Source organism: Sulfitobacter sp. L-8 (assembly GCF_056859255.1).
On record NZ_JBSXOD010000043.1, the window covers coordinates 57,321 to 80,724 of the forward strand.

General features: G+C 60.7%; 22 protein-coding genes and 1 pseudogene. 7 read left to right on the forward strand and 16 right to left on the reverse strand.

Annotated elements, in window-relative coordinates; all coding sequences use genetic code 11:
- Positions 1-85 precede the first annotated feature (85 nt).
- The 3 genes from AC13DE_RS07415 to AC13DE_RS07425 form a co-directional block, all read right to left on the reverse strand.
- Positions 86-1,018, reverse strand: a complete 933-nt coding sequence (locus AC13DE_RS07415) for a DUF2493 domain-containing protein (protein WP_483047500.1) — start codon at positions 1,016-1,018, stop codon at positions 86-88.
- Between the two features lie 372 nt (positions 1,019-1,390).
- Positions 1,391-2,422 carry a DUF7146 domain-containing protein gene (locus AC13DE_RS07420; RefSeq protein WP_483047501.1) on the reverse strand — a complete coding sequence of 344 codons (1,032 nt, stop codon included), beginning with the start codon at positions 2,420-2,422 and terminating at the stop codon, positions 1,391-1,393.
- A 3-nt stretch (positions 2,423-2,425) separates the two neighbouring features.
- Positions 2,426-6,805 carry a strawberry notch-like NTP hydrolase domain-containing protein gene (locus AC13DE_RS07425; RefSeq protein WP_483047502.1) on the reverse strand — a complete coding sequence of 1,460 codons (4,380 nt, stop codon included), beginning with the start codon at positions 6,803-6,805 and terminating at the stop codon, positions 2,426-2,428.
- 176 nt (positions 6,806-6,981) lie between these two features.
- Between AC13DE_RS07425 and AC13DE_RS07430 the strand changes: the two genes are divergently transcribed.
- The 3 genes from AC13DE_RS07430 to AC13DE_RS07440 all read left to right on the forward strand — a co-directional run bounded on the left by AC13DE_RS07430 (position 6,982) and on the right by AC13DE_RS07440 (position 8,574).
- On the forward strand, positions 6,982-7,275 hold the full coding sequence (locus AC13DE_RS07430) for a hypothetical protein (protein WP_483047503.1): 294 nt from the start codon (positions 6,982-6,984) through the stop codon (positions 7,273-7,275).
- Positions 7,276-7,510: 235 nt separating this feature from the next.
- A complete protein-coding gene (locus tag AC13DE_RS07435; RefSeq protein ID WP_483047504.1) occupies positions 7,511-7,972 on the forward strand; it encodes a helix-turn-helix domain-containing protein in 462 nt (153 codons plus the stop codon).
- Positions 7,969-8,574, forward strand: coding sequence for a mobile mystery protein B (locus tag AC13DE_RS07440; RefSeq protein WP_348311941.1), 606 nt, complete (start codon positions 7,969-7,971; stop codon positions 8,572-8,574). Before AC13DE_RS07435 ends, AC13DE_RS07440 begins: the two co-directional genes overlap by 4 nt.
- 34 nt (positions 8,575-8,608) lie before the next feature.
- Here AC13DE_RS07440 and AC13DE_RS07445 read toward each other — a convergent pair whose 3' ends face one another.
- From AC13DE_RS07445 to AC13DE_RS07480, 8 genes are all read right to left on the reverse strand, one after another.
- Positions 8,609-9,253 (reverse strand): antitoxin of toxin-antitoxin stability system, encoded by a 645-nt coding sequence (locus tag AC13DE_RS07445; RefSeq protein ID WP_483047505.1) that lies wholly within the window; start codon positions 9,251-9,253, stop codon positions 8,609-8,611.
- Entirely contained in the window at positions 9,246-9,665 is a 420-nt protein-coding gene (locus tag AC13DE_RS07450) for a hypothetical protein (protein WP_483047506.1), read from the reverse strand. The genes AC13DE_RS07445 and AC13DE_RS07450 overlap by 8 nt, the downstream gene beginning before the upstream one ends.
- A gap of 76 nt (positions 9,666-9,741) precedes the next feature.
- Positions 9,742-9,939 (reverse strand): hypothetical protein, encoded by a 198-nt coding sequence (locus AC13DE_RS07455; protein ID WP_483047507.1) that lies wholly within the window; start codon positions 9,937-9,939, stop codon positions 9,742-9,744.
- Between the two features lies 1 nt (position 9,940).
- Positions 9,941-10,330: a DUF6915 family protein gene (locus AC13DE_RS07460; protein WP_483047508.1), complete on the reverse strand. Its 390-nt coding sequence runs from the start codon at positions 10,328-10,330 to the stop codon at positions 9,941-9,943.
- 11 nt (positions 10,331-10,341) lie between these two features.
- Positions 10,342-10,833 (reverse strand): DUF6878 family protein, encoded by a 492-nt coding sequence (locus AC13DE_RS07465; RefSeq protein WP_483047509.1) that lies wholly within the window; start codon positions 10,831-10,833, stop codon positions 10,342-10,344.
- A 104-nt stretch (positions 10,834-10,937) separates the two neighbouring features.
- On the reverse strand, positions 10,938-11,456 hold the full coding sequence (locus AC13DE_RS07470; protein ID WP_047998152.1) for a hypothetical protein: 519 nt from the start codon (positions 11,454-11,456) through the stop codon (positions 10,938-10,940).
- A gap of 96 nt (positions 11,457-11,552) precedes the next feature.
- Positions 11,553-12,053 (reverse strand): hypothetical protein, encoded by a 501-nt coding sequence (locus AC13DE_RS07475; RefSeq protein WP_483047510.1) that lies wholly within the window; start codon positions 12,051-12,053, stop codon positions 11,553-11,555.
- A gap of 90 nt (positions 12,054-12,143) precedes the next feature.
- Positions 12,144-13,343, reverse strand: a complete 1,200-nt coding sequence (locus tag AC13DE_RS07480; protein WP_483047511.1) for a DUF932 domain-containing protein — start codon at positions 13,341-13,343, stop codon at positions 12,144-12,146.
- A 247-nt stretch (positions 13,344-13,590) separates the two neighbouring features.
- Here AC13DE_RS07480 and AC13DE_RS07485 point away from each other — a divergent pair, with 247 nt between their 5' ends.
- The 3 genes from AC13DE_RS07485 (at position 13,591) to AC13DE_RS07495 (ending at position 16,077) form a co-directional block, all read left to right on the forward strand.
- A complete protein-coding gene (locus AC13DE_RS07485; protein WP_297778177.1) occupies positions 13,591-13,800 on the forward strand; it encodes a hypothetical protein in 210 nt (69 codons plus the stop codon).
- Positions 13,801-14,102: 302 nt separating this feature from the next.
- A complete protein-coding gene (locus tag AC13DE_RS07490) occupies positions 14,103-14,954 on the forward strand; it encodes a ThiF family adenylyltransferase (protein ID WP_297778176.1) in 852 nt (283 codons plus the stop codon).
- Positions 14,944-16,077, forward strand: a complete 1,134-nt coding sequence (locus tag AC13DE_RS07495; protein WP_297778174.1) for a HesA/MoeB/ThiF family protein — start codon at positions 14,944-14,946, stop codon at positions 16,075-16,077. The genes AC13DE_RS07490 and AC13DE_RS07495 overlap by 11 nt, the downstream gene beginning before the upstream one ends.
- 89 nt (positions 16,078-16,166) lie before the next feature.
- Here AC13DE_RS07495 and AC13DE_RS07500 read toward each other — a convergent pair whose 3' ends face one another.
- Complete coding sequence (locus AC13DE_RS07500; protein WP_297778172.1) at positions 16,167-16,571, reverse strand: single-stranded DNA-binding protein; 405 nt, start codon at positions 16,569-16,571, stop codon at positions 16,167-16,169.
- Between the two features lie 429 nt (positions 16,572-17,000).
- On the opposite strand from AC13DE_RS07500, the gene AC13DE_RS07505 reads away from it, so the two are divergent.
- Complete coding sequence (locus AC13DE_RS07505) at positions 17,001-17,321, forward strand: H-NS histone family protein (RefSeq protein WP_483047512.1); 321 nt, start codon at positions 17,001-17,003, stop codon at positions 17,319-17,321.
- 133 nt (positions 17,322-17,454) lie between these two features.
- On the opposite strand, the gene AC13DE_RS07510 is transcribed toward AC13DE_RS07505, so the two are convergent.
- The 4 genes and pseudogenes from AC13DE_RS07510 to AC13DE_RS07525 form a co-directional block, all read right to left on the reverse strand.
- On the reverse strand, positions 17,455-19,614 hold the full coding sequence (locus tag AC13DE_RS07510; RefSeq protein ID WP_483047513.1) for a J domain-containing protein: 2,160 nt from the start codon (positions 19,612-19,614) through the stop codon (positions 17,455-17,457).
- 329 nt (positions 19,615-19,943) lie between these two features.
- Positions 19,944-20,108 carry a hypothetical protein gene (locus tag AC13DE_RS07515; protein WP_165595903.1) on the reverse strand — a complete coding sequence of 55 codons (165 nt, stop codon included), beginning with the start codon at positions 20,106-20,108 and terminating at the stop codon, positions 19,944-19,946.
- A 385-nt stretch (positions 20,109-20,493) separates the two neighbouring features.
- Positions 20,494-20,966: pseudogene (locus AC13DE_RS07520) on the reverse strand (hypothetical protein).
- A gap of 100 nt (positions 20,967-21,066) precedes the next feature.
- The gene (locus AC13DE_RS07525) at positions 21,067-23,250 is read right to left on the reverse strand and encodes a ParB/RepB/Spo0J family partition protein (RefSeq protein WP_483047514.1); all 2,184 of its coding nucleotides are present in this window, start codon (positions 23,248-23,250) and stop codon (positions 21,067-21,069) included.
- Positions 23,251-23,404: the final 154 nt, after the last annotated feature.

A 23,404-nucleotide genomic window follows, 5' to 3' on the forward strand; every position in this document is an offset into this window, starting at 1 on the left:
ATCGTGATCCAGCAGGCTTTCTTCCAAAATATCAGGTGGAAGCCTGCTCTTCCACCTCGATTTCCCCGCGAGGGGAAAAGGGGGCTCATGCCCCCTTCTCGAACTTCATGACCGGGATGCCGAGCTTTTTGGCCTTGTCGGCTAGGTTCTCCTGGATGCCGGTGCCCGGGAAGACGAGGACGCCCACGGGTAGCACGTCCAGCATAGCGTCGTTGCGCTTGAAGGGCGCCGCCTTGGCGTGCTTGGTCCAGTCAGGCTTGAAAGCGACCTGCGTGACGCCCCGGGCTTCGGCCCATTTGGCCGCGATGAGTTCCGCGCCCTTGGGGCTTCCACCGTGCAGAAGCACCATATCGGGATATTTGGTCTGCACCTGATCGAGCTTACCCCAAATCAGGCGGTGATCGTTGAAGTCGGTCCCGCCGGTGAGGGCGACCTTGGGGCCAGCAGGCAGCATCACCTCGGTTTCCGCGCGGCGCTTGGCGGCCAGGAAGTCGCGGCTGTCGATCAGTGCTGCGGTCATGTGCTGTCGGTTCACCATCGAGCCAGTGCGGGGCCGCCAGGCCGAGCCTGTGTGATGGACAAACTCGGTGGCGGCGTGATCGCGCATCATGTCCATGCAGTTGCGCCGTTCGATCAGGGTCAGGCCTTCGGCCGTGAGGCGCTCGAGTTCGACGGATTTCACCTCGGAGCCGTCCTGCTCGCGCTGAAGGCGGCGCTGCGCCTGTTCGTTTTCATCGAGCGACCGCTCAACCCTCGCCGTGGCGCGGTGGAAGAGGTTGACCTGGCCCCAGAGCACTTCTTCGAGGTCGGATTCCATGCGGGTGTCTTCCAGGGTCGCGACGAGGGCGTCGAAGATGTCGGCGACGGCGACCGCAAGGCGCTGCCCGTCGGGCATCGGGCGTGGATCGGGCTCATCAAAGGGTCGGAAGCCGTACAGCTGAAGCTCATCGAGCGCGTGGGCGGTCTGGGATGCGGTGTGGGCGGGTTCATACGTGTCGTCGTGAGTGTGGATCGTCATCTGTTTCTTGCCTCCGGGCCTGTCTCGTCCGCGCAACAACCCGCGCGGCCTTCATGGGCTGCGAAAGCTGTCACTGGGGACGCCCCTTCACCCCGCCTTTCGGGGCCGGAACGCATGTGGAGGAGGGCGGCAGGCAAGCTATTTGTTTCGCGATGCAAAGCGGGGGCTCGTCCCCCGCGGCGGAAATAGCTTGCCTGCCGCCCTTGATGGGGCGTCCCCTTTGACGGCCGCCTGCCCATCTCTTGAAGGCCGCTCGGGTGTCGGGTGGATGAGATTTACCCGGGAAGAGGCAAAAGGTGATGATCCACACCCACGACAGGACTGCAGGACCCCTCCCCCCTCAGCCCCTGACAACCCTCTGCGCGATGCGGCTCAGCCCAACAGGCGTTGGCGATCCTCAAGCCCGATCTGCCCTGTCAGATGCTGGCGCAGCGCCTCCTTGCCGTTCGCGCGGAGATCATCGTTGAAATCCCCGAGTTGAGGCTCGAGCACATGGCAATCAATCCCGACCTCGGTCGCTCTGGCGCTCAACCTCTCCGCCGCGCGCTGGCCGGCAGGATCGCGGTCGATCGCGATGTAGAGGCGCTGCAATCCCTCTGGCAGCAGGACGGCCCCGAGGTGACCCGACGAGAGCGCCGCCCAGACGGGAAGGCCGGGGGCCGCCTCGGACAGGGACAGCATGGTCTCGATGCCCTCGCCGACCACGAGGATGTCGTCATGCGGGGTCAGCCTGACGGCATTGCCGAGGAGGTGACCCATAGCACGCCGCTGCGTCTCGACCCGCGCCTTTCCCTGTCCGTCAGGCGCCAGCCAGGTGCGATGCACACCTTGCAAGGCCCCTGCCCCATCGGTGACCGCCGCGATCAGCGCCGGTCTGGGGATGCTTTTGGTCTGACCCTCATCCCGGTGCCAGCACTTCGGGTGGAAGCGCAGGGCGCTCATCACCCCGCCATGGGTGAGGCCCCGGGCGCGGAGGTAGGTGTCGGCAAGCGTGCCTGCTACTGGCATAGAGGCTGCGAAGAGCCGCGCCGCCGCCGCCGGCGTGCCACCGGGGGCCTTGGCTTTTCTCGGCACTGGCACATCCGGGAGAACCGGTTGCGGACGGCCAAGATGCGCGCGGGCCTCAGTGAGAAGATCGGAAAAGCGGGAGATCCCGGTCCTCTCGCGGATGATGTCCAGAAGATCGCCATGCTCGCCGGTTGCGCCATCGGTGAACTTGCCGGCTGCGCCCGGCCCCGACGCAGGCCCGATCAACCTGACAAAGAGCGACCGGCCGGGATTGTTCTGCAGATCGCCGACGATCCAGTAGGACCCTTCCCGCCGCCCGGCGGGAAGGTATGCACGACAAACGCTTTCGGCATTTGCTGCCAGATCGCGGACAAGGTCTTCGGTCTCGGAATACATGAATCAGTTCCCTCCACGATCATGTAGTCCTATCACAGAACAACGTGCAAGCAGACGATCAAGCACTGTGTTGCCGCTGGAGTCTGCTGGACAGAACAGGCGCAGCTTCCAGCTGATGATCTCCGAGAAGAAGCCATCGGCCTTGAGCCGGTCCTTGGCGGCTTCCGTAAAGCCCGACAGTTCGATCCGGTTCACCCCCATGACGCGGGACCGGTGCAATTCCATCCCCTCGGCCAGCCGCACGACGGTCTTGCCCTCAAGAACGAGGGCATGGACCTGCGCGCTCGTAAGCTTTGGCGCATCAGTAGCGAGCGTTGTCGCGACCCAAGTCGGCGAGACTCGACGACCGATGATACGCTGCCCGTCATCGGTCTGAAGCCGATACACCCGGGTCTCATCCTGGGGAAGTTGTTTCCAGATCGGCAGCAGCAGCCCCGCCACGATATGCAGCGTGGATTCCGAGAACTCCGGCACCTCGGCCAGTTCGGCAGACCAGGCCGCACTGAATGCCGCGCGGTCGGCCTCGAGCCAATGTGTGTCCTCCATGATCCTGGCCGGGACCGTGTTCGCCTCGGTGGGGCGGATCAGGCGCAGGCGGGGCTCGATGGTGCCGTCATCCAGCATCAGGCTGGTCGCGGGCACCTGCACCGCAGCCCGGCCTGAGCGACTGTTGACCAGTAGGTGCGCCTTAGGATCGTCGAGCCAGTCCAGCGCATCGGCCAGCGACAGTGGTGTGTTGCGGCGCTTTTCCGCGATGGTGAGAAGCTGGGACTCGGTACCGGAGCCCGGATGAGTGTAGATCACCCGAGCGTCCGTCACGCGGAAACTCTCGGCGCGTAGTGTCTCTAACCCAAGGTCATAGACCCCCGCGGCAATGGCACCTTCGATCCGCTGGTCGAGAAGCTCTTCGAAGACAGTGAAAAGCACGCCCTGCATATCGATCGTCAGCGCCAACAGGCGATTGAGGAAGGTCGTAATCGGCGGCAGGTCATCCTTAAGACCATTGTCGTCGCTCAGGCTGAGACCGGTTGCATCCTCGAAGGCCCCAAGCGAGCAGTCCGCCACATCGCCGCGATAGATGCGCCGATAGAGCTGGCGCAGGGCATCGCGAGCGTAGGGGGACTCGAGGTTGTCTTCGGGCCGAAACAGCCCCTGCCCGCCGGTCTGGCGCTGGCCGCGCGTGATAGCCCCCAGCGTGTCGAGGCGGCGCGCGATGGTCGACAGGAACCGCTTCTCCGCTTTCACATCCGTGGCCACCGGCCGGAAGAGCGGCGGCTGCGCTTGATTGGTGCGGTTGGTGCGGCCCAGACCCTGAATGGCCGCGTCGGCTTTCCAGCCGGGTTCCAGAAGGTAATGGACCCGCAAGCGCTGGTTCTTGGCTCCGAGATCGGCGTGATAGCTGCGCCCCGTGCCACCGGCATCCGAGAAGATCAGGATGCGCTTCTGGTCATCCATGAAGGCGGCGGTTTCCGCGAGGTTGGCCGAGCCCGCCCGGCTTTCCACGACCAGCCGCGCGGCATGCCCCTCGCCCTTGCGCACAATGCGGCGCGACCGGCCCGTGACCTCAGCCACGAGGTCGGTGCCAAAGCGCTGCACAATCTGGTCAAGCGCCCCCGGCACGGGTGGCAATGATGCCAGCTTTTCGATTAGGGCGTCCCGCCTGCGGGCGGCCTCGCGGCATTCCACCGGCTGGCCGTCACGCACCACAGGCCGGGACGAGAGATTACCCTCACTATCGGTGAAGGGCTCGTAGAGTTGCACCGGGAAGGAATGGGCGAGGTAGTCGAGAACGTATTCGCGCGGGGTGATGTCGACACGGATGTCGTTCCACTCGTCAGTCGGGATTTCCGAAAGTCGGCGTTCCATCAGCGCCTCGCCAGTCGAGACAATCTGGATCACGGCCGCATGGCCTGCGGCGAGATCGGCGTCGATGGCGGCGATCAGCGTGGGGGTTTTCATGGAGGTCAGGAGGTGACCAAAGAAGCGCTGCTTTGCAGACTCGAAGGCCGAACGCGCGGCGGACTTGGCCTGTCGGTTCAACGTGCCGTTTTCGCCAGTTATGTTCGCGGCTTCCATGGCTGCTGCGAGGTTGTTGTGGATGATGGCAAAGGCCCCGGCATAGGCATCGTAGATGCTACGCTGCTCAGAGCTGAGGGCATGAACCAACATTTCGTATTCGACGCCGTCATAAGAGAGCGACCGGGCGGTGTAGAGACCAAGGGACCGCAGATCGCGGGCAAGCACCTCCATCGCGGCGACGCCACCGGCTTCGATCGCTTCGACAAACTCGGCGCGGGTTGCGAAGGGGAAATCTTCTCCGCCCCAAAGGCCAAGCCGCTGCGCATAGGCCAAGTTATGCACTGAGGTCGCGCCTGTAGCGGAGACATAAACCACGCGGGCATTGGGCAGTTTGTGCTGCAGGCGCAGTCCTGCCCTGCCCTGCTGCGAGGCGGTGACATCGCCGCGCTCGCCTTTCGATCCGGCGGCGTTGGCCATGGCATGGCTTTCATCGAACAGGATCACCCCGTCGAAATCTGCCCCCAGCCAGTCGACGATCTGGTCGACGCGGGATTTCTTGGCACCACGCTCTTCGGAGCGCAGCGTCGCATAGGTGGTGAAGAGAATGCCCTCGGTCAGCGGGATATCTTTGCCTTGCGCAAAGCGCGACAGCGGTGTCACCAGCAAGCGCTCCTGCCCAAGTGCTGACCAGTCGCGCTGCGCATCCTCCAGCAGCTTGTCGCTCTTCGAGATCCAGAGCGCTTTGCGCCGTCCTTGCGCCCAATTGTCGAGCACGATCCCGGCTGACTGGCGGCCCTTGCCCGCACCGGTGCCATCACCGAGGAAGAAGCCGCGCCGGAAACGGATGACGTCGGGATCATCATCCTTGGCGGCAGAGACCATATCGCCGGTCTCATCGACGCACCACGATCCAGCGAGGTGCGTGCCATGCGCTTCGCCCGCGTAGATCACCGTCTCAAGCTGCGCGTCTGACAGGAGGCCATCACACAGTACAGCGGTTGGCAGCTTGGGGCGATAGCTGGGTTGTGGGGGCGCGACCGAGGCCATAGCGGCCGATTGCACCAGCTTAGTCGGGTGCGGCTCCGCCCCAGGGATGTCGATCGCCTGCAGGCGGAAGGTCTCATAAATTGCATCCGATAGGCGCGCGCTGGCACCGTCCTCGGTCGCGTCGCGCAGGCTATAGGCAAGATCCTCAGCATCGATCTGTGTTGCGGTGCTGGTGGTGGCTGTTGCGGACGTAGCGTGCAACCTGCCATTGGCGGTTCGCGTGGCATGGGCAGAAGTTCCCGAAAAGGGGGAAAGAGGAGTTTGCGCGTGCAATACTGGCGTTTCCAGCGTCAGGCGCGGTGGGACATGGGCAGTGATCAGCGAGAGCAGGCTGGTCACATCAGGGCCTATAGGACGCGTCAGATCAGCGGTGATGCCACCTGCCTCACCACCGCGGCATTTGTCGAACACTGAAATACGCGTCTCGAAACTGGTGCCGTGCTTGGCGAAGGCTGCACCGGACACCGCGCCGGTGAAGACCAGATGCGCGGGCTCGGTCAGGCTTGCAAATGTCTCTACCCAGGCTGGCACATCGGGCGCGAAACTTGCGCCAGTGATGGCCACAAGTCGCCCACCTGGGGCAAGCCGTGCCAAAGCTGAACGGATGTGCTGGGCCGTAGCCATTGTCGTGCGACCATCGACATTGGCCAGAGCGGAAAACGGCGGATTCATCAGGATCACACTTGGGCGGAGGTGCGCGTCGAGGTAATCGTTGATCTGAGCGGCGTCAAAGCAGGTGACAGGGGATTCCGGAAACAGAAGGCGCAGCAGATCGGCGCGGGTCTCGGCAAGTTCGTTGAGCGCGAGGCTGCCGCCTGCAATCATGGCCAAGATGGCCAGAAGTCCAGTCCCCGCTGAAGGCTCCAAGACCAGATCGCGCGCGGATATCTGCGCGGCCGTAAGTGCCGCGAACCCCATGGGCAGCGGGGTGCTGAATTGCTGGAAGCGCTCCATCTCTTCCGATCGCCGGGTATGAGTTGGCAACAGGTTTGATACCTTGGCAAGGATCGGCAGCAAGGCTGTAGGCGATCCAGCCCGGGCCAACAGCGCGCGACCGAATTTCCGCAAGAAGAGGACCAGCGCCACCTCGCAAGCCTCATAGGCCAGCTTCCAGTTCCAGGCGCCTGTCGCATCTGAGCCGCCAAAGGCGTGCTCCATCTCAAGGCGCAGGCGCAGCCCGTCGATTTGGAAGCCCTGTGCCAGGTCGGGTTGCAGCGCTTCGGCAACGGCGATGATCGCTGCAGCAGTATCTGGGGAGGGAATTGAGGCAACTGGCGAAAGCGCGCGAACGGGTGCAACGGGGGCGAGGTGGGTCATCTGGAAACTCCGGAATGAGGGACAGGATCAGGCCCGGACACCCTCTTTCGGGCACCCTCAGGCCTAACCTTCCCCGGCCCTCCTCTTTCTCTCAAACGCCTTGATCTGGACAGCCAGCTTGATTGTGTTCCCGTTATGTTCTATTTTCAAAACTAAGCCAGGAAGGGAAATCCCAGATGGAAAGCACCACTTATGCCCTGCCCGCGACCCCGAAGCAGATCGCCTATGCGCGATCACTGGCACTGCGCAATCAGACCCTATTGCCATGGGATGTTCAGCAGGATCGCCGATCCCTCAGCGCCTGGATCGAGGCGCAGGCCAGGCTGAAGCCGGGCACGCAGGACAGCCGCCCGACATCAAAGCAGGTCGCCTTTGCCGAGCGCCTCGCCGGGATCAAACGCCGCGCCGTGCCGGATGAGTGCTTTCGCGACAAGGGGCTCATGTCAAAGTGGATCGACGGGAACAAGTGACTGTATTCTAATGGATGAAGAAGCAGGAAGCGTACCTGAGTTGTTTCGATTCTAGCTGAGGCCCGTGAAGGATCATCAGGCTTGCAATCCGGTAGCATTGCAAGCATGGACTATCCGCCATGCTGTGGCAGATCATAATTGATATAGTTGCAAATCTATAGCATTGCATAAATTAACTTTATGCCATACTGTGGCATGGCGGTATGGCCGCAAATGCAAGATCACAGGTTGGCAGATGTCGGTTACTCGAGCGAAGCAAAGACAGGCCCAAGAGAGGATCAACCAGGCTGCCAGCCTGGCCAAGTCACTTGCAAAGCCGATCGGCGGCTGGATCGCCACCTTCCAGCAAGCGATCGGGATGAATGCCCCGGCCCTTGCTGAGCGCCTCGGGATTTCACGAAACAACATCTATGCCGCGATCCAGAACGAACAGGCCGGAACCATCTCCGTGAACCAACTGGAGAAGATCGCCGAAGCCATGGGCGGCAGCCTTGTCTATGCAATCATCCCGCGCGAAGGCCCCGTTGAAGAGATCGTTCTGGCCCAAGCCCGTGCGAAGGCACGACGCATTATCCAGCGCACGCGGGCGCATATGGCTCTCGAAGAGCAGACAGAGGGTTTGCGCAGCGAAGCCGAGATGATCGAGGAACTCGCCGCCGACATTATCCGTGAAGGTCGACGGGATTTCTGGCAATGACGCTCGCGTTTCACGAGCCTTACGGCGCCACCCCCCTGACGCCCGACGAGTTGCTTGGCCTCAAGGCCAAGCATATTGCGACGCGCGGCGAGCTGAACGAACTCGAAGGGGAGAACATCATCTCAGGCCTTACCTGGCTCGACCGACGCCCAAAATCGTTTGACGTCCTGACAGATGCCACAGTGCGCGAAATCCACAAACGCCTGTTCGGGGAAGTCTGGGACTGGGCTGGCGTTTTCCGTCTGACAGACAAGAACATCGGGGTACCGGTCTGGCACATCTCAACAGAGCTGCGCACCTGCCTCGATGATGCGCGGTACTGGCGCGACCACAAAAGCTTCGAGCCGCTGGAAGCCACGGCGCGCCTGCATCACCGTCTTGTCTGGATCCATCCCTTTGCGAACGGCAATGGACGTTGGGCGCGGATCATGGCGGACGCCTACTTGGCGAAGATCGATCCGGACATCTTCCTCGACTGGTCTGGTGGTGGAACGCTGAACGCCGAAAGTGCGCACCGGTCAACCTACATCGCAGCACTCAGAGCCGCCGATCAGCACGACTTCGAGCCCTTGGTGGCACTCGTGCGGTCACTGGCAAAGTAGCCGTCCACTCCGACCGGCAAGACAGCGTGGCAGCTCACCCGAACCGACGCCCTGCGTCAGTAAAGGTATATTCATTAAAAATGATCCCTTCCTCGATGGCATCATCCGAGGTGAGGTGGGCGTACTCGGCCTGAAGCTGGCGGTAGAGCCAGCGTGCCAGATCACGCAGCGCCTCGGTCACGATCTCCTCGGCGTCCTCGGTTGGCGGCTGCCAGGTCGGGCTGTCGCGACTGACATCCACGGACATGGTGTATTCGTGGTAGTAGCGGCCGCGGTGACTGGCCTCAGCGACAAGCTGGTAGAAGTTGCGGCGCTGCACCGCCAACAGGCGGTCGGCGATGCCGTGCAGCGTTGGATCCTGCGGAGCATAATTGCGGATGCGGGCGGCCGCGCCCTTGGCGTGGCTGAAGTAGCCCTCGAAGCAAGCTCCATCCCCCTGTGACCAGAACCCTGAAAACCAGATACAGGGTTTCTGCCTTGTCCCGCCGCCCATGAGGCGGACGGGGGTGGTCTTGAGGAGGATGCCCAAGATTTCGCAGATGCGCTCAAAATCCTCGTAGACCGCATCCCACCAATCGTCACGGGGGCCGAGTTCGCGATACCAACTGCGGGCATTCTCCTTGGCGGCGTCTGACAGTTCGGGGAATAGATAGACCGTCGTGCAGATCACTTCAGGCATCGACGTCTTCCCCGTTCAAGGCGGCCGCGAGCCATTCGTTGGTGTTGATCCAACCTGTCGTGGTGCGGTTGCCAAGGTCAATGACATGCGCGCCGCCGCCAAAAGCTCCAAGCCGTGCACGCGAGCAGGTGTTGGCATATTCGAACCCCCAGAGGCCGGAGAGATCAAGGTCTTCGGCAAGGCGCAGTACGAAACGGATGACAGCCTCAATATCACCGTGGTCGTCATCGTGGATCCAGAGGGCACTGCCCTCCGGCGCGTCCTGACGGGAGAGATCAAAGCCCGCGACCTGCGGATCGTCGGCATCCTGATCTTTGTCGCGACACTGCTGGAACAGCGCGAGCGCGCGGTCAGCCTTGTCGGGCGTGCCAACGTCGATCAGGCACGAGAAATGGGTGAAGTAATCCGCCATGGGGACCTCCTGAGATTGAGAAGCCCGGCCAATGGGCCGGGCACTGATTGTAATGTCTGGGACTAAGCCCGGCCGATCAGCCGGAAGGCCGTTCGGTCGTGGCCTGGCGCGCAGCATGCTGGCAGAGCATCTGCCGGTAGAACCGTTTGCGCGCCGTCCGAAAACTGCGGACCGCGCGCGTGTCGGGGTGTAGTGCCCGGACCGCCGCGCGAACGACGGTCAGCGGCGACGCCGTCGGCGGCAGGCCGAGGCGCTGATAAGCGGAGTCGGTCATGTCAGGATACCTCGACCACGGGCGAAGCCAAACGAGGGACCATGTGCGAATCAAGCAATACCTCTATCTTTTCGGCTCGGCCCATCCACGGCTCGGGCCGGATCGCCTTCACCCAGTCGGCAAAGCTTGGGATAAAGCCCAAGTCTTCTTTCACGTGCTGTTCGCCAACCCACCGGGTCGGGATGGCGCGCCCGGTAGACAGGGTGATCGTAGGCCCGAAGATCGTCTCGGCCATGAAGATGCCCTCGGCATGGTGGCGCAAAGCACGGTGCCGGAAATCCGCTGTGATCGATTTCGAGGCGTCAAACCAAGCGTGCACGGCCAAGGTATCGTCGACCGTACCGCCCCATTTCTTCACCGAAGACAGGGCGTGGTGATAAGGATGTGCCATCGTTGCCCCCCTCAGAAGTCGTGGGTGAAGAGTTCGGACGAGGTGAACCGCTCGTTGAACTCCAGATGGATGCAGCGCGCACCCGCGTCGAAGCAAAATTCGCCATAGGCACCGTCGTTGTTTTCCCACCCACCATGGGTGTCGTTGAGAAAATCGTAGACCAGCTGCTCGACGACATCTTCCAGAGAGAGGCTCCGCATTTCGACCTCGGGGGCGTCCCAGGTGATCGCGGCATAGGAGATTTCGGTCGCGGGGAAGTCGACGGCCTTATCAGCGGACCAGGCACCGATGCTTTCGATCTGGCCGCTGTCACCGGCACCATCGAAGATCACGGTGACATGGGTGATGCCGGCTGCCATCAGGCCATCGAACAGGCGGTCCTTGTTGCCGGGCCGAAGGGCCTCGATCCGGGCTGCTTGCTCGGCATGCCCGGCGAGGATCGCGCCGAAATCGACGATGGAAGGCCGCAGAGGTGCTATCAGAGTGGGTTCAGTCTGGCTCATGGAAATCTCCGTTCAATGTGGACTGGTCAGACCCCTCGGGTGGCGCACTCTTCTGCACCCCCGAAGGCTCAAACCCTCCCCGGCCCTCCTCTGTCTCTCGGGTCTCACGCCGCGATCTGCAGCGCCCGGGCAGCAAACGCGCGCCACAGCGGATCGACAAGGCGTGCGTCCAGAAGATCGGCCCGGTGACGCAGCCGCTGCGCGAGATCGGATTCGTCCCATTCGGCAGCGCGGGCGGCTTGTGTGCGGGACTGGCAAGCTTCGGTTACGACAGCGCGGGCCTCGACTGCGTTCGCAACAGGATTACACCATGCGACTGCGCCGTCGCTGGCGGCCCCGGCCAGAACAAGACGTTCGTCGCGATCAAGTATCGCAAGAATCTGCGGGGCGGCATCAGGGCCGATATCTTCGGCATGGTCGATCGCCCCTCGCATGGCTTCGGCCAGCGTATCGAAACGATCCAGGATCTTGGGGTGCGCCTGTCCAGACATCATGGCGGCAGGCGTTCGCGTCGCAGTCGTCAACGTAAAGGATAAACAGGGATCGGCAGGTGGGTTCGGGAGCGCCGTCGCGAAGCCCGTAGAGTGTGTTATCGGCTGGATCTGGAAAGGAAGATCGAACATGTGGGTATCTCCGACGGTGCGGGAAGCCTCTCTCCCCACTTCACCCGTCAAAGACCAAACAGCTGCCCTCTCACTCGAAGGAGGGACAACGATCCGTCATTTGGACGCTGGTAAATCGCTCCACCGAACCCGCAGGTAGCGACCTTCGCGTTTTGGCAATTCCTTGCGGTCGATCATTCTGGCCGACACCTGAAAGTCCTCGTTTATCTTTACGACCAATAGCTTGTTGAAATTTCCATTTGTGTCGACCACGACCACGTCTTTCGTTTTGAACGGCGTAATGGTTTTAACTTCCACGTGGTCGTTGCCAAGCCTTCCATCAGCCCCTTGGGCATAGGTTTTATTCAGCTTGATGCCGTATGTGATAGCGCCAAACAGTTCACCGATATCGCCGTAGACAGAAAGGTGAAGGCCCGTTTCCAGATGATAGCTCTCAGCAAGCGAGATAAGATCCTCAAAATAGGGGATCATGGACCTGATCGCGTTCGGGTATTTTGCGCCCCATTCCTTGTAGCGAAGCTGCTCGTCGATCTCCGACCAGGTAACCCATTCGCCATCATCGTAAAATGCGCGATCCGACCAATCTATTTCTTCCATTTATGTTCGCCCAACTTGAATCACTTCAAGCAAGTAGCAATTCAATTTGGCAATAAAGTGGCCGGAGGCAACAGAGCCTCCGGCACCGTGTCAGCCGACCCGGTCGAGCAGCTTCTTAGCGCGCCCCTCCATGTCGAGGCGGGCATCCTGCTGGGTCTTGTCGCGCGCCAGCCGGGTGATCCCCTGCACGAAGTCAAAGATGCTTTCCGGCGGGCGGCCCTCTTCCATCAGCACCTTTTCGATGATCTTGCCGCTCTCTGCCTTTGAAAAACCCCGCTTGCGCAGAAAATCTGCGCGATCCTCATCGCTGCGTGCCACGATCTGCTGTCGCGCCGCCTTGATGCCGTTCACGAACCCCTGTGGTGAGGAATTGGCAAAGCGGGTGAGTGCCGGGGCCGCCTCATGGGCAAAGCGAGACGCGGCGTATTTCGAGTGGCGGATGCGGATCTCCTGAAAATCCTCGACACCCCAGAGGTTGCGGTTCTGGCACACCGCCCGCAGGTAGAAGCTCGCCATGCCGAGCGTCTTTGCGCCCACCTCGGAGTTCCAGCAATAGAAGCCCCGGAAGTAGAGATCGGGCGAACCGTCGGGGAGTTTTCCTGCTTCGATAGGGTTTCGATCGTCAACCAGGAACAGAAAGACGTCCCGGTCCGAGGCATAAAGCGTGGTCGTGTCACGGCTGATTTCGACATCGGGGTTATAAACCCCAGTCGACCAGTCGAGCACGCCCGGCACCTTCCAGCGCGTGTCTCCGGTGCCATTGCCCGCGATGCGCTGCACAGCTTCGACCAACTCACAATCGTGGATGCGGCCATAGTCGGGGCCAGTCACGGCGCGCAGTTCGGTGCGGCCGTCTTCGGTCTCGAAGGTCTTCACCTGCTCGGCGCGGTGATTAGTCAGACCGTATTGCAGGTTGATCCCCGCCAACGGCGCAGGCAACTGCCGCAGGTAGGAGGCCGGCGCGCCAACGATACTGGCAAGCTGGCCAAACGCCCAATGCGTGGGCGCGACAGGTTCATGCGCTTTCGGTAGGACCAGGTGCAGCCGTTCGGCGCTGTCGCGCGCGGCCTCGACGCGGATTTCCGCCGTCTGCACCATGCGGCTGCGGCTGCGCTCAGACCGGCCCTTCACATTGGCCCAGAGATCATCGAGCGAGAGATACCGCTCGTCATCAGGCCGATTGAACCATTCAGACGATACCCGCCCGTTCCGCTCACCCCGGCTCACATCAACCGTGTAACCACCCGTCCGTGCTGGCTGTACAGGGTCCAAAACTTCTACAACGCCCATCGGCATTCCTCCATGACAGGCACCGGGAGCCACTCTCCCAGCCTTCAACCCATCGCGAAAGCAACCAGCCCTTCTCTGACTCTCTCAGTCCGGGCAGGTTGGGCGGCTATGCCAGACTAGAAGTAAAGCAATCGGAAAACCGATTTCACACGCCGTGGCCAGCTGTTGAACACGATGCGTGTTGACCAATATTCTGCATTTGCATTACCATTGAAAAAAATCAGAACATAAGTTTGGAGTGCCGTTAATGACGACTGACTTTACCTTTGAAACCCACGGCTTTGAGGAGATCGAATCTTCAGAGGGCATGACAAACGCGGCCGCCTACACCAAAGACTGTTCTGGCGGCCGCTCCGACTGCTGCACGCGCACCTGCAGTGCGGACGCAACGTTCGTCGCAAGTGATGAGGACTGGGCCAAGTTTCTTGATGTTCGAGGCGGACAGATCCAGTATTGAACTGCTCTCATGACGATTCCTTCGGGTCACTCCGACTCTGGTTGAGAGACGGGGTCGATGTTTACATTTCTCCTGATTCCGTAGTCCATTTCGTATTTCTCTCCACACGGAAGAGGCTAAGACTAAGGGTGAGTCCACCTTTAGTTGAAAGCTTGGAATGGCTCGACGGCTCAGCGTCGGTCTCTGAGCTTGATGCGCGGTTTTCATCGCGCCTTTCAGCTCTCGATAACCTAAATTACGCATCTTTCCGAGACTTCACTCAATACCTTTATAAAAAGGGGATTCTGGTTCGAGAGAATTGGATGAATGACGCCTTTCCTTCCGAGTTTGTCGCGCGATTTTCGAGGCAACTGAACTTTTTCTTGGATATTGAAGAATCTACCGTTGCCGCTTCAGCCCTTCTTCAGAGAATTCTGGAGCAGAGGGTCGCCCTGATTGGGGTAGGGGCGGTTGGCAGTTGGATACTTAGAGAACTTGTACAATTAGGCTTCCAAAGGTTTGTCTTGGTAGATCCGAAGCCACTGTCACCCGCGGATAGGACAAGAAATGCATTGTTCGATCATACTCGGATCGGTGAGCCAAAGGTCGTCATTGCCGATCGATACATTCATAGCCAAGCAATCTGTCCTGAGACAAGGATCCGACAAATACCCCTTGATATCGACACGGATGTAGCATCGCTCATCGGAGATGATGTGGACTTGATTATCAATACGGCGGACGAACCCTACATCGGTGCAACCAGTATAAAACTGTCACGATATTGCATAGAGAATGGCTTGCCTCTTCTTGTTGCCGGTGGTTTCGATGCACACCTCGCAAGTCTGAGCGAAATGATAGTTCCAGGCCAAACACCATGCTCTGACTGCTATGCAATGCACTTTGAAGAAGCGCTGCAAGATTGGAAGCCAATTTCCCACCCCATTATCGATCGGCGGCGAGGATTCGGAGGCCTACCATCGATGTCGGCGTTTGCGGCATCCGCGGCCGTTTTAAAAATAGTGCGGCTATATTCAGAGAAAGGTGGCGACGTCGAGCAAGGTCGCGGAGAATTCCTATTCGACAAGTACGATATCGATAGTTTCAAGGTGGAAAGAAATCCAAATTGCCCGACCTGTGGCAACTCAATGGCACAGCAGCCACATGAAAACTGAAATCGCCCCATCAACCCACTGGCTGATACGACCTTCTGTCTCCGTCATTCCCTTGGGTGACGGCATATTCGACTTCTTTCAATCCTCAACAAGAAGATCGATGCGTTTTCGACTCCGTCCTGAAATCGCTGGCGTCATTACGAATCTTGATGGAGGAATGTGCATTGAAGATATCTGCGCAGAACACGGCGCATCCGTAGCGCAAGTTGGTAGCCTACTCGGTGTGCTGCACGAACGTTGCGCCGTTGAGCCAAAACTTGTGCGGGAAGCCATCGACAAAACCGATTTTTACAGAGTTCTGAACTTCCTGGGCGACTATTTTCCTGCAGAGGAGTTGTTTGCCGCATTCGACAGAGTTTGCTCCGCCAGAGTTGCGATTCTTGGGTGTGGAGCAGTTGGCAGCTGGACAGCAATGCAGATGGGCCATTCCGGCTTCCAGAACTTCACAGTCATTGACAGCGATACAGTGGAAGAGTCTAACCTTAATCGGTCGATCTTCCTTCGCGAGGACATTGGGCTTCGGAAGGCTCAAGCCATCAAAGCCGCTCTCCACCGGATTTCGCTGAATATTCAGGTTCAGCCAGTCTTCGAGAAAGTCTCCGACGCTGATCGCCTCCGCATGGTGCTTTCTGAAGCCAGGCCGGATATCGTTGTCAACTGTGCCGACGAGCCATCGGTTGACCTAACGAGCGAATGGGTCAACGATTACTGTAGCAAGCAGAACATCCCATACGTCATTGCTGGAGGATACAATCTCCACTTGAGCCTAATTGGAATGACAGTCAGCCCAGGCTTGTCCGCCTGCTTCAACTGCTCTCGCATTACACTGGATCAGCTTGAGGATGAGTCGTTGCGCGGTGTGCGACGTCTTTGGCGCCCTAAACGCAACCTCGGGAGTTTGGCTCCCCTCACTGGTATTACGTCGTCCTTGGCCGCTTCCGAGGTTCTACGGTTGGCCGTAGCTTCGGAGAGACTGGTCCCGGCCATGTGGAATCGCAGGGGCGAATTCAACTTTTTAACGAACGAACTTTCGTTTGTGGACCTTCCTCCGAGACCTGAATGCGGGTGTGTAAGTCACGTGAATGGTGGTTCTCAATTTCGCCCCACACATCCGCTAACCTGATTGAGGTTTAATGGACCTCATTGCATCTGCCAAAAAAACACCCGAAACCGGCGGCTTGCGCCGCCGGGTCCGAGGGGAGACCCCGTTCCTCAGAACGGGATCTCATCGTCGCGGTCGACCAGCTCGGGATTTTCGTTCTCGGCCGACTTCGGGCGGCTCAGGAAGTCGACCTTCTCGGCGATGATCTCGCAGCCGTAGCGGTCGTTCCCCATGCTGTCGATCCATTTGGTGTAGTGGATCCGGCCGTGGACGAGGACCTTCATGCCCTTTTCGCAATGCTCCGCGACCGTCTTGCCGAGACCGTTGAAGCAGGTGATGCGGTGCCATTCGGTGTCCATGACCCGGTAGCCGTTGTCGTCGCGCAGCACGCGACCTTCCGAGAGGCGGGGGCGCGAGGTAGCGAGGCTGAAGTTGGTGATGTTGGTGCCGCCCTGAGTGGTGCGAGTTTCGGGTTTCTGACCGATGTTGCCGGCGAGGATGACGATGTTCTGCATGATAAGCTCCTGTGTTTCCTGTCTTCGGGACCGTCCCTTCGACAAGACCCGGAAAAAGCCCGTCGGATGACGCGTGCACGGTGGACAGCATGGACACCGGAAACCCCCAGAGGACCGGGGTGGAGCGGGCAGGACGCCACGGGCGGCCAACTCGGCCCGGGCTGACGCGGGGTTGCGCGCAGGAGGCCGAACGGGATTAGGGGATTGTCAGTCGAAGGGATGGACCAGAAGCCAGAGAAGCGCGGGGAGCCCATGCCAGACCCTGTCATCTTGCCAATCGGGATTACTGAACTCAAGCCTAGCAACCTAAACTGGCGGCAAAGACTATGGATCAACCAACCCTCGTCAACTGCCCCTGCCTACGGGAGTTGCGGGCTCATGGCCCGGCGGGCTATCGATACCGGAACATTCAGGACACGGATCGCACCAATGGCTGATTACGATCTCGAGGCGTTGTCGCTTCCCGAGCTGAAGAAAATGCAGAAGGACATCGCCAAGGCGATCTCCACCTATCAAGATCGACAGAAGGCGGAAGCCCGCGCCAAGGTGGAAGCTGTGGCCAGAGAACTGGGCTACTCCATGGCGGAACTGGTCGGGGCAGATAGCAAGCCCAAGCGCGCCCCAGTCGCACCAAAATACCAGCACCCTGAGAACCCGGCCGTCACCTGGTCTGGTCGCGGGCGTAAACCGCAGTGGTTCGTAGACGCGCTGGCTGCTGGCACAACTGCTGGTGATCTGGAAATTCGCTGAAAGATCAGCAACCCTGTGGCTAAAGAGCCCGAGGCGGATCGCTGCCCGACCCAGTCATTCGGGCCTGGCGCCGCGTATGATAGGTGCGGCTCATGGGACCTTGACATAGATGGCAAGCTAAGTTGCTCACGTGCTACCCCATGAGGCCGCTGAACCGGCCGCGATGGGTTCGCGTTTCGACTACAAGCACACCATCTTCAATCCCGGCTCGCCGGATTGGCGCCTTGGTCAGCGCGACGCCCAGCGGTCGGCCCGCTTCCGTCAGCACCCGCACGCCCTTGTTCTCAACCAGCAAGATCAAGCCCTCGTCGACCAGCAGGTCACATTTGGTCGTGCAATCCTGCAGCCCCACAAGGCGATCTCCCTCGAGCACATAAAGGCGGGTGAATGTCTGGACGTAGAGGTAGCGATCCGTCTCCAGAATCCGGATAGGCGTGGTACCCACATCGTAGAGGGCAGTCGGCTTGCCAGAACCATCGATGCGCAGGACCCGCCCTTGGGAGGTTCCCAGTAGCACCGTGTCGCCACGCCCTGAGAAGGCCGCAGACTGAAGGCGGTCAGGACCGCCACCGGTCATGAAAGTCACTGTGGCGGAGAACTTTAGCAAGTCCTCGGCGCTTTCCTTGCCCTGCAAGTCCTCGGCGCTTTCCTTGCCCTGCAAGTCATCATAGCTGGCCCCAGTCAGCGCCTCGTAAGCCGCGTTGACCGCCTTCATCCGCTCTTCGTTGCCAGGGTTGAGGTCCGGGTGCAGCTGACGGACCAAGCCGCGGTATTTCTGCCGAATCTCATCCGGCGTGACCGGCAGCGCAAGCTCAAGCTCCTCGAGTGCCCCCTCGATTTCCAAAGCGGTTCCTGTATGCCCGCCGGTGCCGCCCACTTCGAAGGTCTGATGATAGGTCTCCACGGGACGCTCAGGCATGTGGACGCCCCAGAGGCGCTTTCCGTCCCGGTCGATGCACCAAGCCTCGTCAACATGCGTGTAAAGGTAGCGGTCCCGGCTGGGGCTGAGCGCGATGCAGTTGAGCGCCAAGTGGGGTTCACCCCAAAAGACGCCGCCTTCCCCGTCAAGATCAAGACGGCGGCGACCCTCTGCCACTTCAGCCGTGGCGGAAAGATCGGTCTCGAAGTCGACTTTTAGGTCTGCATCATAGACGGTCAGGATATTCGTTTTCGATCGTGTCGCGAAGCCTTGGCCCTCAGGGTGGACATCGAGCGCATAGATGGGGCGCTCCAGTCGTTCAATCACTGGGGTGCCGCCCTGCTCGGAGGTGAACATCACTGCGCCTGGCGCACCGAGGCTTGCCTCAGACTTTGCAAGGTCATCGAAGGAAAGGATGCCGCCACGTGTGGTGAAGTGCTTTCGGAAAGCAGGATCCGGGCGATCCGCGGGCGCTATGGCCTCAACAGTAAGCTCACGCCAAGCACCTTCAGTATCCTCGAATGTTTCAGAGGTCGCAGGCAGCGTAACCTGATTGGCCCAAGCCTCCGGAGATGGTGGCAGTGGCACCAAGGTCAGCGTGTCGAGGTTGAGCTCGATGGGCTTCCCAGGCTTGGATTTCGCCTGATGAGACCCGGGCAGCGATGGCTCGGTGTAGACTGCCGAAGCGTCCTTGGCGCTCATCTCGACGCCATCTACGTAGAGCGCGTAGGTCTTTCCGTTCTTGGCGCGGCTGATCTCACCAGCCTTCTCCAGCCACGAGATCAGGTTGCTGACAAGGCGACCGTCCTCGGTGCCTACTTCCGACTTCATCCTGCTCTGCAGGATGCCGGGCTTCGCTGCGACGACATTGCGAATGACGTCGAAAAGGTCGATGGCGGCGAGATGCTTCTCCGCATCAGCGCGGTATTCCTCGAGATGATCAAATTCCGATACCAGATCCTGCAACATCGTCAGTCCCTTCCGGTCACCGGTGATGGCCAGCATGGTGCCGCCCTGCGTGAGCGCGGGCATGCTCAGGCTGAGCCTCTTGCCATTGCCCTTGGGATCCTCGAGCCACTTGCGAATGAGCGGCAGGCTCTTGCGCGCCGCGGTGGCCGCGTCCGTGTATCTGCGATCCGAGATACTCTCCTGCAGGGCCTGCAATTGGCTGAAGTAAGCCTGCCCCGGCATATCGTGGGAATGTGCCTCAAGGCGTTCCTTCGTTTCCCGTTCAAAGTCCTCAAAGCGGCTCTGGCGCTCATTGCCCGCGCGATCGTTGCCAAAGCCGGCCGCCTCGTAGGCTGCGGGAAGCTCCTTGTCGCGCCCTGCGGCTTTTTCTCCCCCGAACATCTTCCTGAAAATGCCGAACACCATGCCCCCACCTAACTAATCTATATGCGGCGATAGGGGCACCCTTCACTCTGCGTGTCAATCTTCCGCCCTCAATGAGAGATGACGGGCAGGCAACTTTGGGCTTCCTTCGGTCAAACGCTGCTTTGAACACGAATGGCGGATATGGGACCGGACACGTCGATTATCTTGGCGTTGTTGCGGTCGCTTGCGACTGGCACTTCTGCGGCTTCAGGCCGTTTGGCGCTGCGCCATCCGCGATCTGCTGTTCCTCACCGGCGTCGTGCGAGGGCTGCATTGCAGCAGGAGGCGCACTTGCGCCCCCGCGGGAGCCTGCCGAGGTAACCGTGGGCCTAAGCCCACGGGTCAATCTCAACCAGCACCTGAACCTCGTCGCCGTCGATTTCATCGGCGGGGACGGCGCCGAAGGATCCATCCCCTGCCTGGAAGACGACGATCGAGACCATGAGCGTGGCGGCGAGGGAGGCGGCGAAGGCGTGTGCATCTTTGCGGGACATCTGTTTGGCTCCTGTCTTGGAGGCGAGGGACCATCCCCCGCGCGACAGGACCTCGAAGGCCCGAATACTGGCTGACATCACCGGGTGCGTTCGGACTTGCTCCGAATCCGGCCGGCGGCACGGGCTTGCCCGTAGTCCGACCCCTCGTGGGTTGATCTCGAAGACGGGATTCGGGGCAAGGAAGGGAATGGCGAGCGGGGGATGGTGCCCTGACGACTGGAGCCGGTTGTCCCGCTGATGCTTTTGCCTCCAGCCTCCCGGCCAAGATCTTGGTTGAAGACGTCCTTCCTTGGGGATGGCTCCTTTGGCGCCCCGCGTCATAGCGGGACGAGGGTGTGGTCGGTGAGAGGCCCGCGCTGAGGCGGGCCCTCGGTTTCAGTTGGGCTCAGGCGGCCAGGTCCGCGCCCCCTGCCCTTTCGCCCTCTTCATCGCCGACGATTTCAAGCCGCGCGTTCGGTATCCTTCTTTGGCGATCCAGAGCTCGGCTGCGGTGACGGACTCCGCCAGATGCAGCAGCTCGGTGTTCCCGCCGAAGTCGAGAAGCACGCGCACCTGCCCGGGCTTCGGGTCCTCGGCCACCTCGAAGACGACGGCGCTGTCAGCGGAATGGCTGCGCATGATGGTGACGAGGATCACCCCGTCCGAAGCGAAATTGCCCTCATGCAGCGTGAACGACGCGGGAGCCGTCCAGGTCGGATAGGACCGGGGTGGTTCCTTTTTCACAAGACGGCCGACACCGTTCGAGCGCTCCCAGGCCGCCAGCTTCTTGGTAAAGCGTGCCGGTAGCTTGGGACTGCCGTCGGTGTAGCGAATGAGCGCCCCGAGGGGTGCAGTGTCGATGATGGTTATTGCAGACATGATTCCTCATTCCGAATGCGAATATTCGCATTCATCCTATTGATATTGTTGCGTTATAGGGTGATTGGGGGGCGGAATCTCCGCCCCCCGCTGGATCACGCTATTCCGCAGCCAGCATCGACGCGCTTTCAACAGGCAAGTCATCCGTCAGGAATGCAGGAAGGTCAGCCTCACTGACGCTGTCGGCCATTTCGGCATCGACATCCGGCCCCTGCCCTTCGGCATGGTCCTCATCGTCCAGCGCCACGAGATCGACACGGCGCAGGACCTCGGGCAACCAGCCGCTGCCCTTCAGCAAGCGCTCGGCCTCACTGGCCATCTCGCCTTTCTTCAGGTGATCGAGGAGTTGGGCAGTCCCCTCCCCCTTGGCCTCACGTACGGCCTCGAGGATCCGGGTCTTGGGCACGCGGTTGAGATAGGTGTCGACCGTCGGCTCCCAGCCTGCCTCGACCATATCGAGATCGACTGCCTGTGCCACGAGATCGGAATGCGCCATACGCCGGGTCAGACCGCCAGCAGAGATGCCTGCCCCGTAGGGGTTCACCTTTTCATGCAGCGCGTTGACGCCGAAGCTGAGGCAATGCGCCAGCAAGGCCAGCCGACTGCCCTGGTCGAGGACCGTCAGATAGTCCCAGAGCGCTGCATCGTCGCCAAGCGGCAGATCGGCTTCCCATTCAGCGTGACGCTCGTCGACCAGCTTTGCCACCACGCTGTCCGTCAGATTGGGCGCCTGCGCCGACATGTAGACGTGACGCACGGATGCCTCGAGACAGCTTCCCGAAGCAGAGGAGGTGCGGAAGGTGTCCGTCACAAGCTTCAGCAGCAGCAGCGTCAGCGCGACATCCGGCGAGCGCCCGATCGCTTCACGCAGCGCCAGCGTCCGGTGGGCCGTCAACTCCATGACCAACCGCTCGGGCAGTGGCTTCAACGCCCCGTCATCCTCATCCTCCGGCAGGTCGCCACCAATTGGCTGGCCACCCGACATGATGACGGTTCCGCCATGAGCGGCACTGGCATGGCCATCGGTGAGATCACGATCAGCCCCCTGCCCCGCCACCGCAGGATCAGTACCATCCTGGACCGCGGTCTCCTCAACGGGCTCATCCTCTGGTCGCACATACCCGCGATGGACTGCCAGCGCGCCGTAGCGGTCGAGCGTGACGAAAGCCCCTGCCCGTCCGATTTCCAAGGGATCGAAGATCAACGGCCGGGTCTCGATCTTTTCCATCTCCGTTTCCAACACGCCAAGCCGCGTGTCGATTTCATCGGGGATTTCATCCTGACCCGCGTATTCCTCCTCGAGCGCCCGGTACTCGGCGAGCAGCTTGGCATGGGTCGCACACTGCTCATCCGTCATAGGTGCCGGATCGCCGGACAAAGACCGCAGGCCGTGGCTGTAGCCGTAGGGCAGGTCAAGTGCTACCTCGATCCACTTCCAGCCCTCAACCGCAACCGTCTCAGCCTCGGCTTGAAGTTTGTCCGTCACCAGCCGATCGAGCAGGGCAGGGTCCTCCAACCAACCGCCATCATCGCCCTGGAAGAGGTCATGCAGCATCGTGCCACCCGCCGCTTCATAGGCATCAACACCCACAAAGATCGCGCGCCGGTCGGAAACCCTGACCGAGGTTTCGGTCAGCATCCTGCGGATCTGGAATGGCTCCTTGTTCCAGGATGAATTGATCACATCCCAGACCTGAACCTGACGCGCATGATCTGGATTCACGGTGAAAGCCATGAGCTGCTCCAGCGTCATGCCATCCTCGGCATAGACCTCAAGCAGGGCAGGGGCGACGGAGGCAAGTTTGAGGCGCTGCTTCACGATCTGCGGCGTCACGAAGAAGGCGGCAGCAATCTCTGCATCGCTCTGACCCTTGTCCCGCAGCGCCGCAAACGCGCGGAACTGGTCGAGCGGATGCAGGGCAACGCGCTGCATGTTTTCTGCAAGGGAATCGTCCTCGGCGAGGATCGCGGACCCCCCATCCCGCACGATGCAGGGAATGGGCGTCGTTTTCGCCAAACGCTTGTGCTTCACCAGCAAGGACAGTGCTTGGAAGCGACGACCCCCAGCCGGGATCTCGAACTTGCCGGTCTCGGTGCCATCATCACCCAACACGGGCCGCACGCTCAGGCTCTGCAACAAACCGCGGCGGGCGATGTCTTCGGCCAGTTCCTCGACGGACACGCCAGCCTTGATGCGCCGCACGTTGGACTGGCTCAGCACCAGCTTGTCAAAAGGGACATCCCGCGAGGGGGACAGGGTGATTTTCTGGACAGCTTTCGTCATCAGATTTTCTCCACGACGGGCGCCGGAAGCCACTCTCCCGATCTCACTTCCCGTCACCCTCAAACCAACACTCCTTTCCCTCTCGATGATCGTATGGTTGGAACTATCCGGGAAAATTTGCCGTAGCATCGAAGACTAAGCTCAATCACGAGCT

Coding starts and splice junctions, on each gene's coding strand:
- AC13DE_RS07515 (WP_165595903.1), bottom strand. CDS start 20,108: ATGTCCCGCAAAGATGCACACGCCTTCGCCGCCTCCCTCGCCGCCACG.
- AC13DE_RS07495 (WP_297778174.1), top strand. CDS start 14,944: ATGAAAACTGAAATCGCCCCATCAACCCACTGGCTGATACGACCTTCT.
- AC13DE_RS07420 (WP_483047501.1), bottom strand. CDS start 2,422: ATGTATTCCGAGACCGAAGACCTTGTCCGCGATCTGGCAGCAAATGCC.
- AC13DE_RS07510 (WP_483047513.1), bottom strand. CDS start 19,614: ATGGTGTTCGGCATTTTCAGGAAGATGTTCGGGGGAGAAAAAGCCGCA.
- AC13DE_RS07460 (WP_483047508.1), bottom strand. CDS start 10,330: ATGGCACATCCTTATCACCACGCCCTGTCTTCGGTGAAGAAATGGGGC.
- AC13DE_RS07440 (WP_348311941.1), top strand. CDS start 7,969: ATGACGCTCGCGTTTCACGAGCCTTACGGCGCCACCCCCCTGACGCCC.
- AC13DE_RS07500 (WP_297778172.1), bottom strand. CDS start 16,571: ATGCAGAACATCGTCATCCTCGCCGGCAACATCGGTCAGAAACCCGAA.
- AC13DE_RS07425 (WP_483047502.1), bottom strand. CDS start 6,805: ATGACCCACCTCGCCCCCGTTGCACCCGTTCGCGCGCTTTCGCCAGTT.
- AC13DE_RS07480 (WP_483047511.1), bottom strand. CDS start 13,343: ATGGGCGTTGTAGAAGTTTTGGACCCTGTACAGCCAGCACGGACGGGT.
- AC13DE_RS07485 (WP_297778177.1), top strand. CDS start 13,591: ATGACGACTGACTTTACCTTTGAAACCCACGGCTTTGAGGAGATCGAA.
- AC13DE_RS07490 (WP_297778176.1), top strand. CDS start 14,103: ATGAATGACGCCTTTCCTTCCGAGTTTGTCGCGCGATTTTCGAGGCAA.
- AC13DE_RS07505 (WP_483047512.1), top strand. CDS start 17,001: ATGGCTGATTACGATCTCGAGGCGTTGTCGCTTCCCGAGCTGAAGAAA.
- AC13DE_RS07450 (WP_483047506.1), bottom strand. CDS start 9,665: ATGGCGGATTACTTCACCCATTTCTCGTGCCTGATCGACGTTGGCACG.
- AC13DE_RS07475 (WP_483047510.1), bottom strand. CDS start 12,053: ATGGAAGAAATAGATTGGTCGGATCGCGCATTTTACGATGATGGCGAA.
- AC13DE_RS07465 (WP_483047509.1), bottom strand. CDS start 10,833: ATGAGCCAGACTGAACCCACTCTGATAGCACCTCTGCGGCCTTCCATC.
- AC13DE_RS07415 (WP_483047500.1), bottom strand. CDS start 1,018: ATGACGATCCACACTCACGACGACACGTATGAACCCGCCCACACCGCA.
- AC13DE_RS07445 (WP_483047505.1), bottom strand. CDS start 9,253: ATGCCTGAAGTGATCTGCACGACGGTCTATCTATTCCCCGAACTGTCA.
- AC13DE_RS07525 (WP_483047514.1), bottom strand. CDS start 23,250: ATGACGAAAGCTGTCCAGAAAATCACCCTGTCCCCCTCGCGGGATGTC.
- AC13DE_RS07470 (WP_047998152.1), bottom strand. CDS start 11,456: ATGTTCGATCTTCCTTTCCAGATCCAGCCGATAACACACTCTACGGGC.
- AC13DE_RS07435 (WP_483047504.1), top strand. CDS start 7,511: ATGTCGGTTACTCGAGCGAAGCAAAGACAGGCCCAAGAGAGGATCAAC.
- AC13DE_RS07430 (WP_483047503.1), top strand. CDS start 6,982: ATGGAAAGCACCACTTATGCCCTGCCCGCGACCCCGAAGCAGATCGCC.
- AC13DE_RS07455 (WP_483047507.1), bottom strand. CDS start 9,939: ATGACCGACTCCGCTTATCAGCGCCTCGGCCTGCCGCCGACGGCGTCG.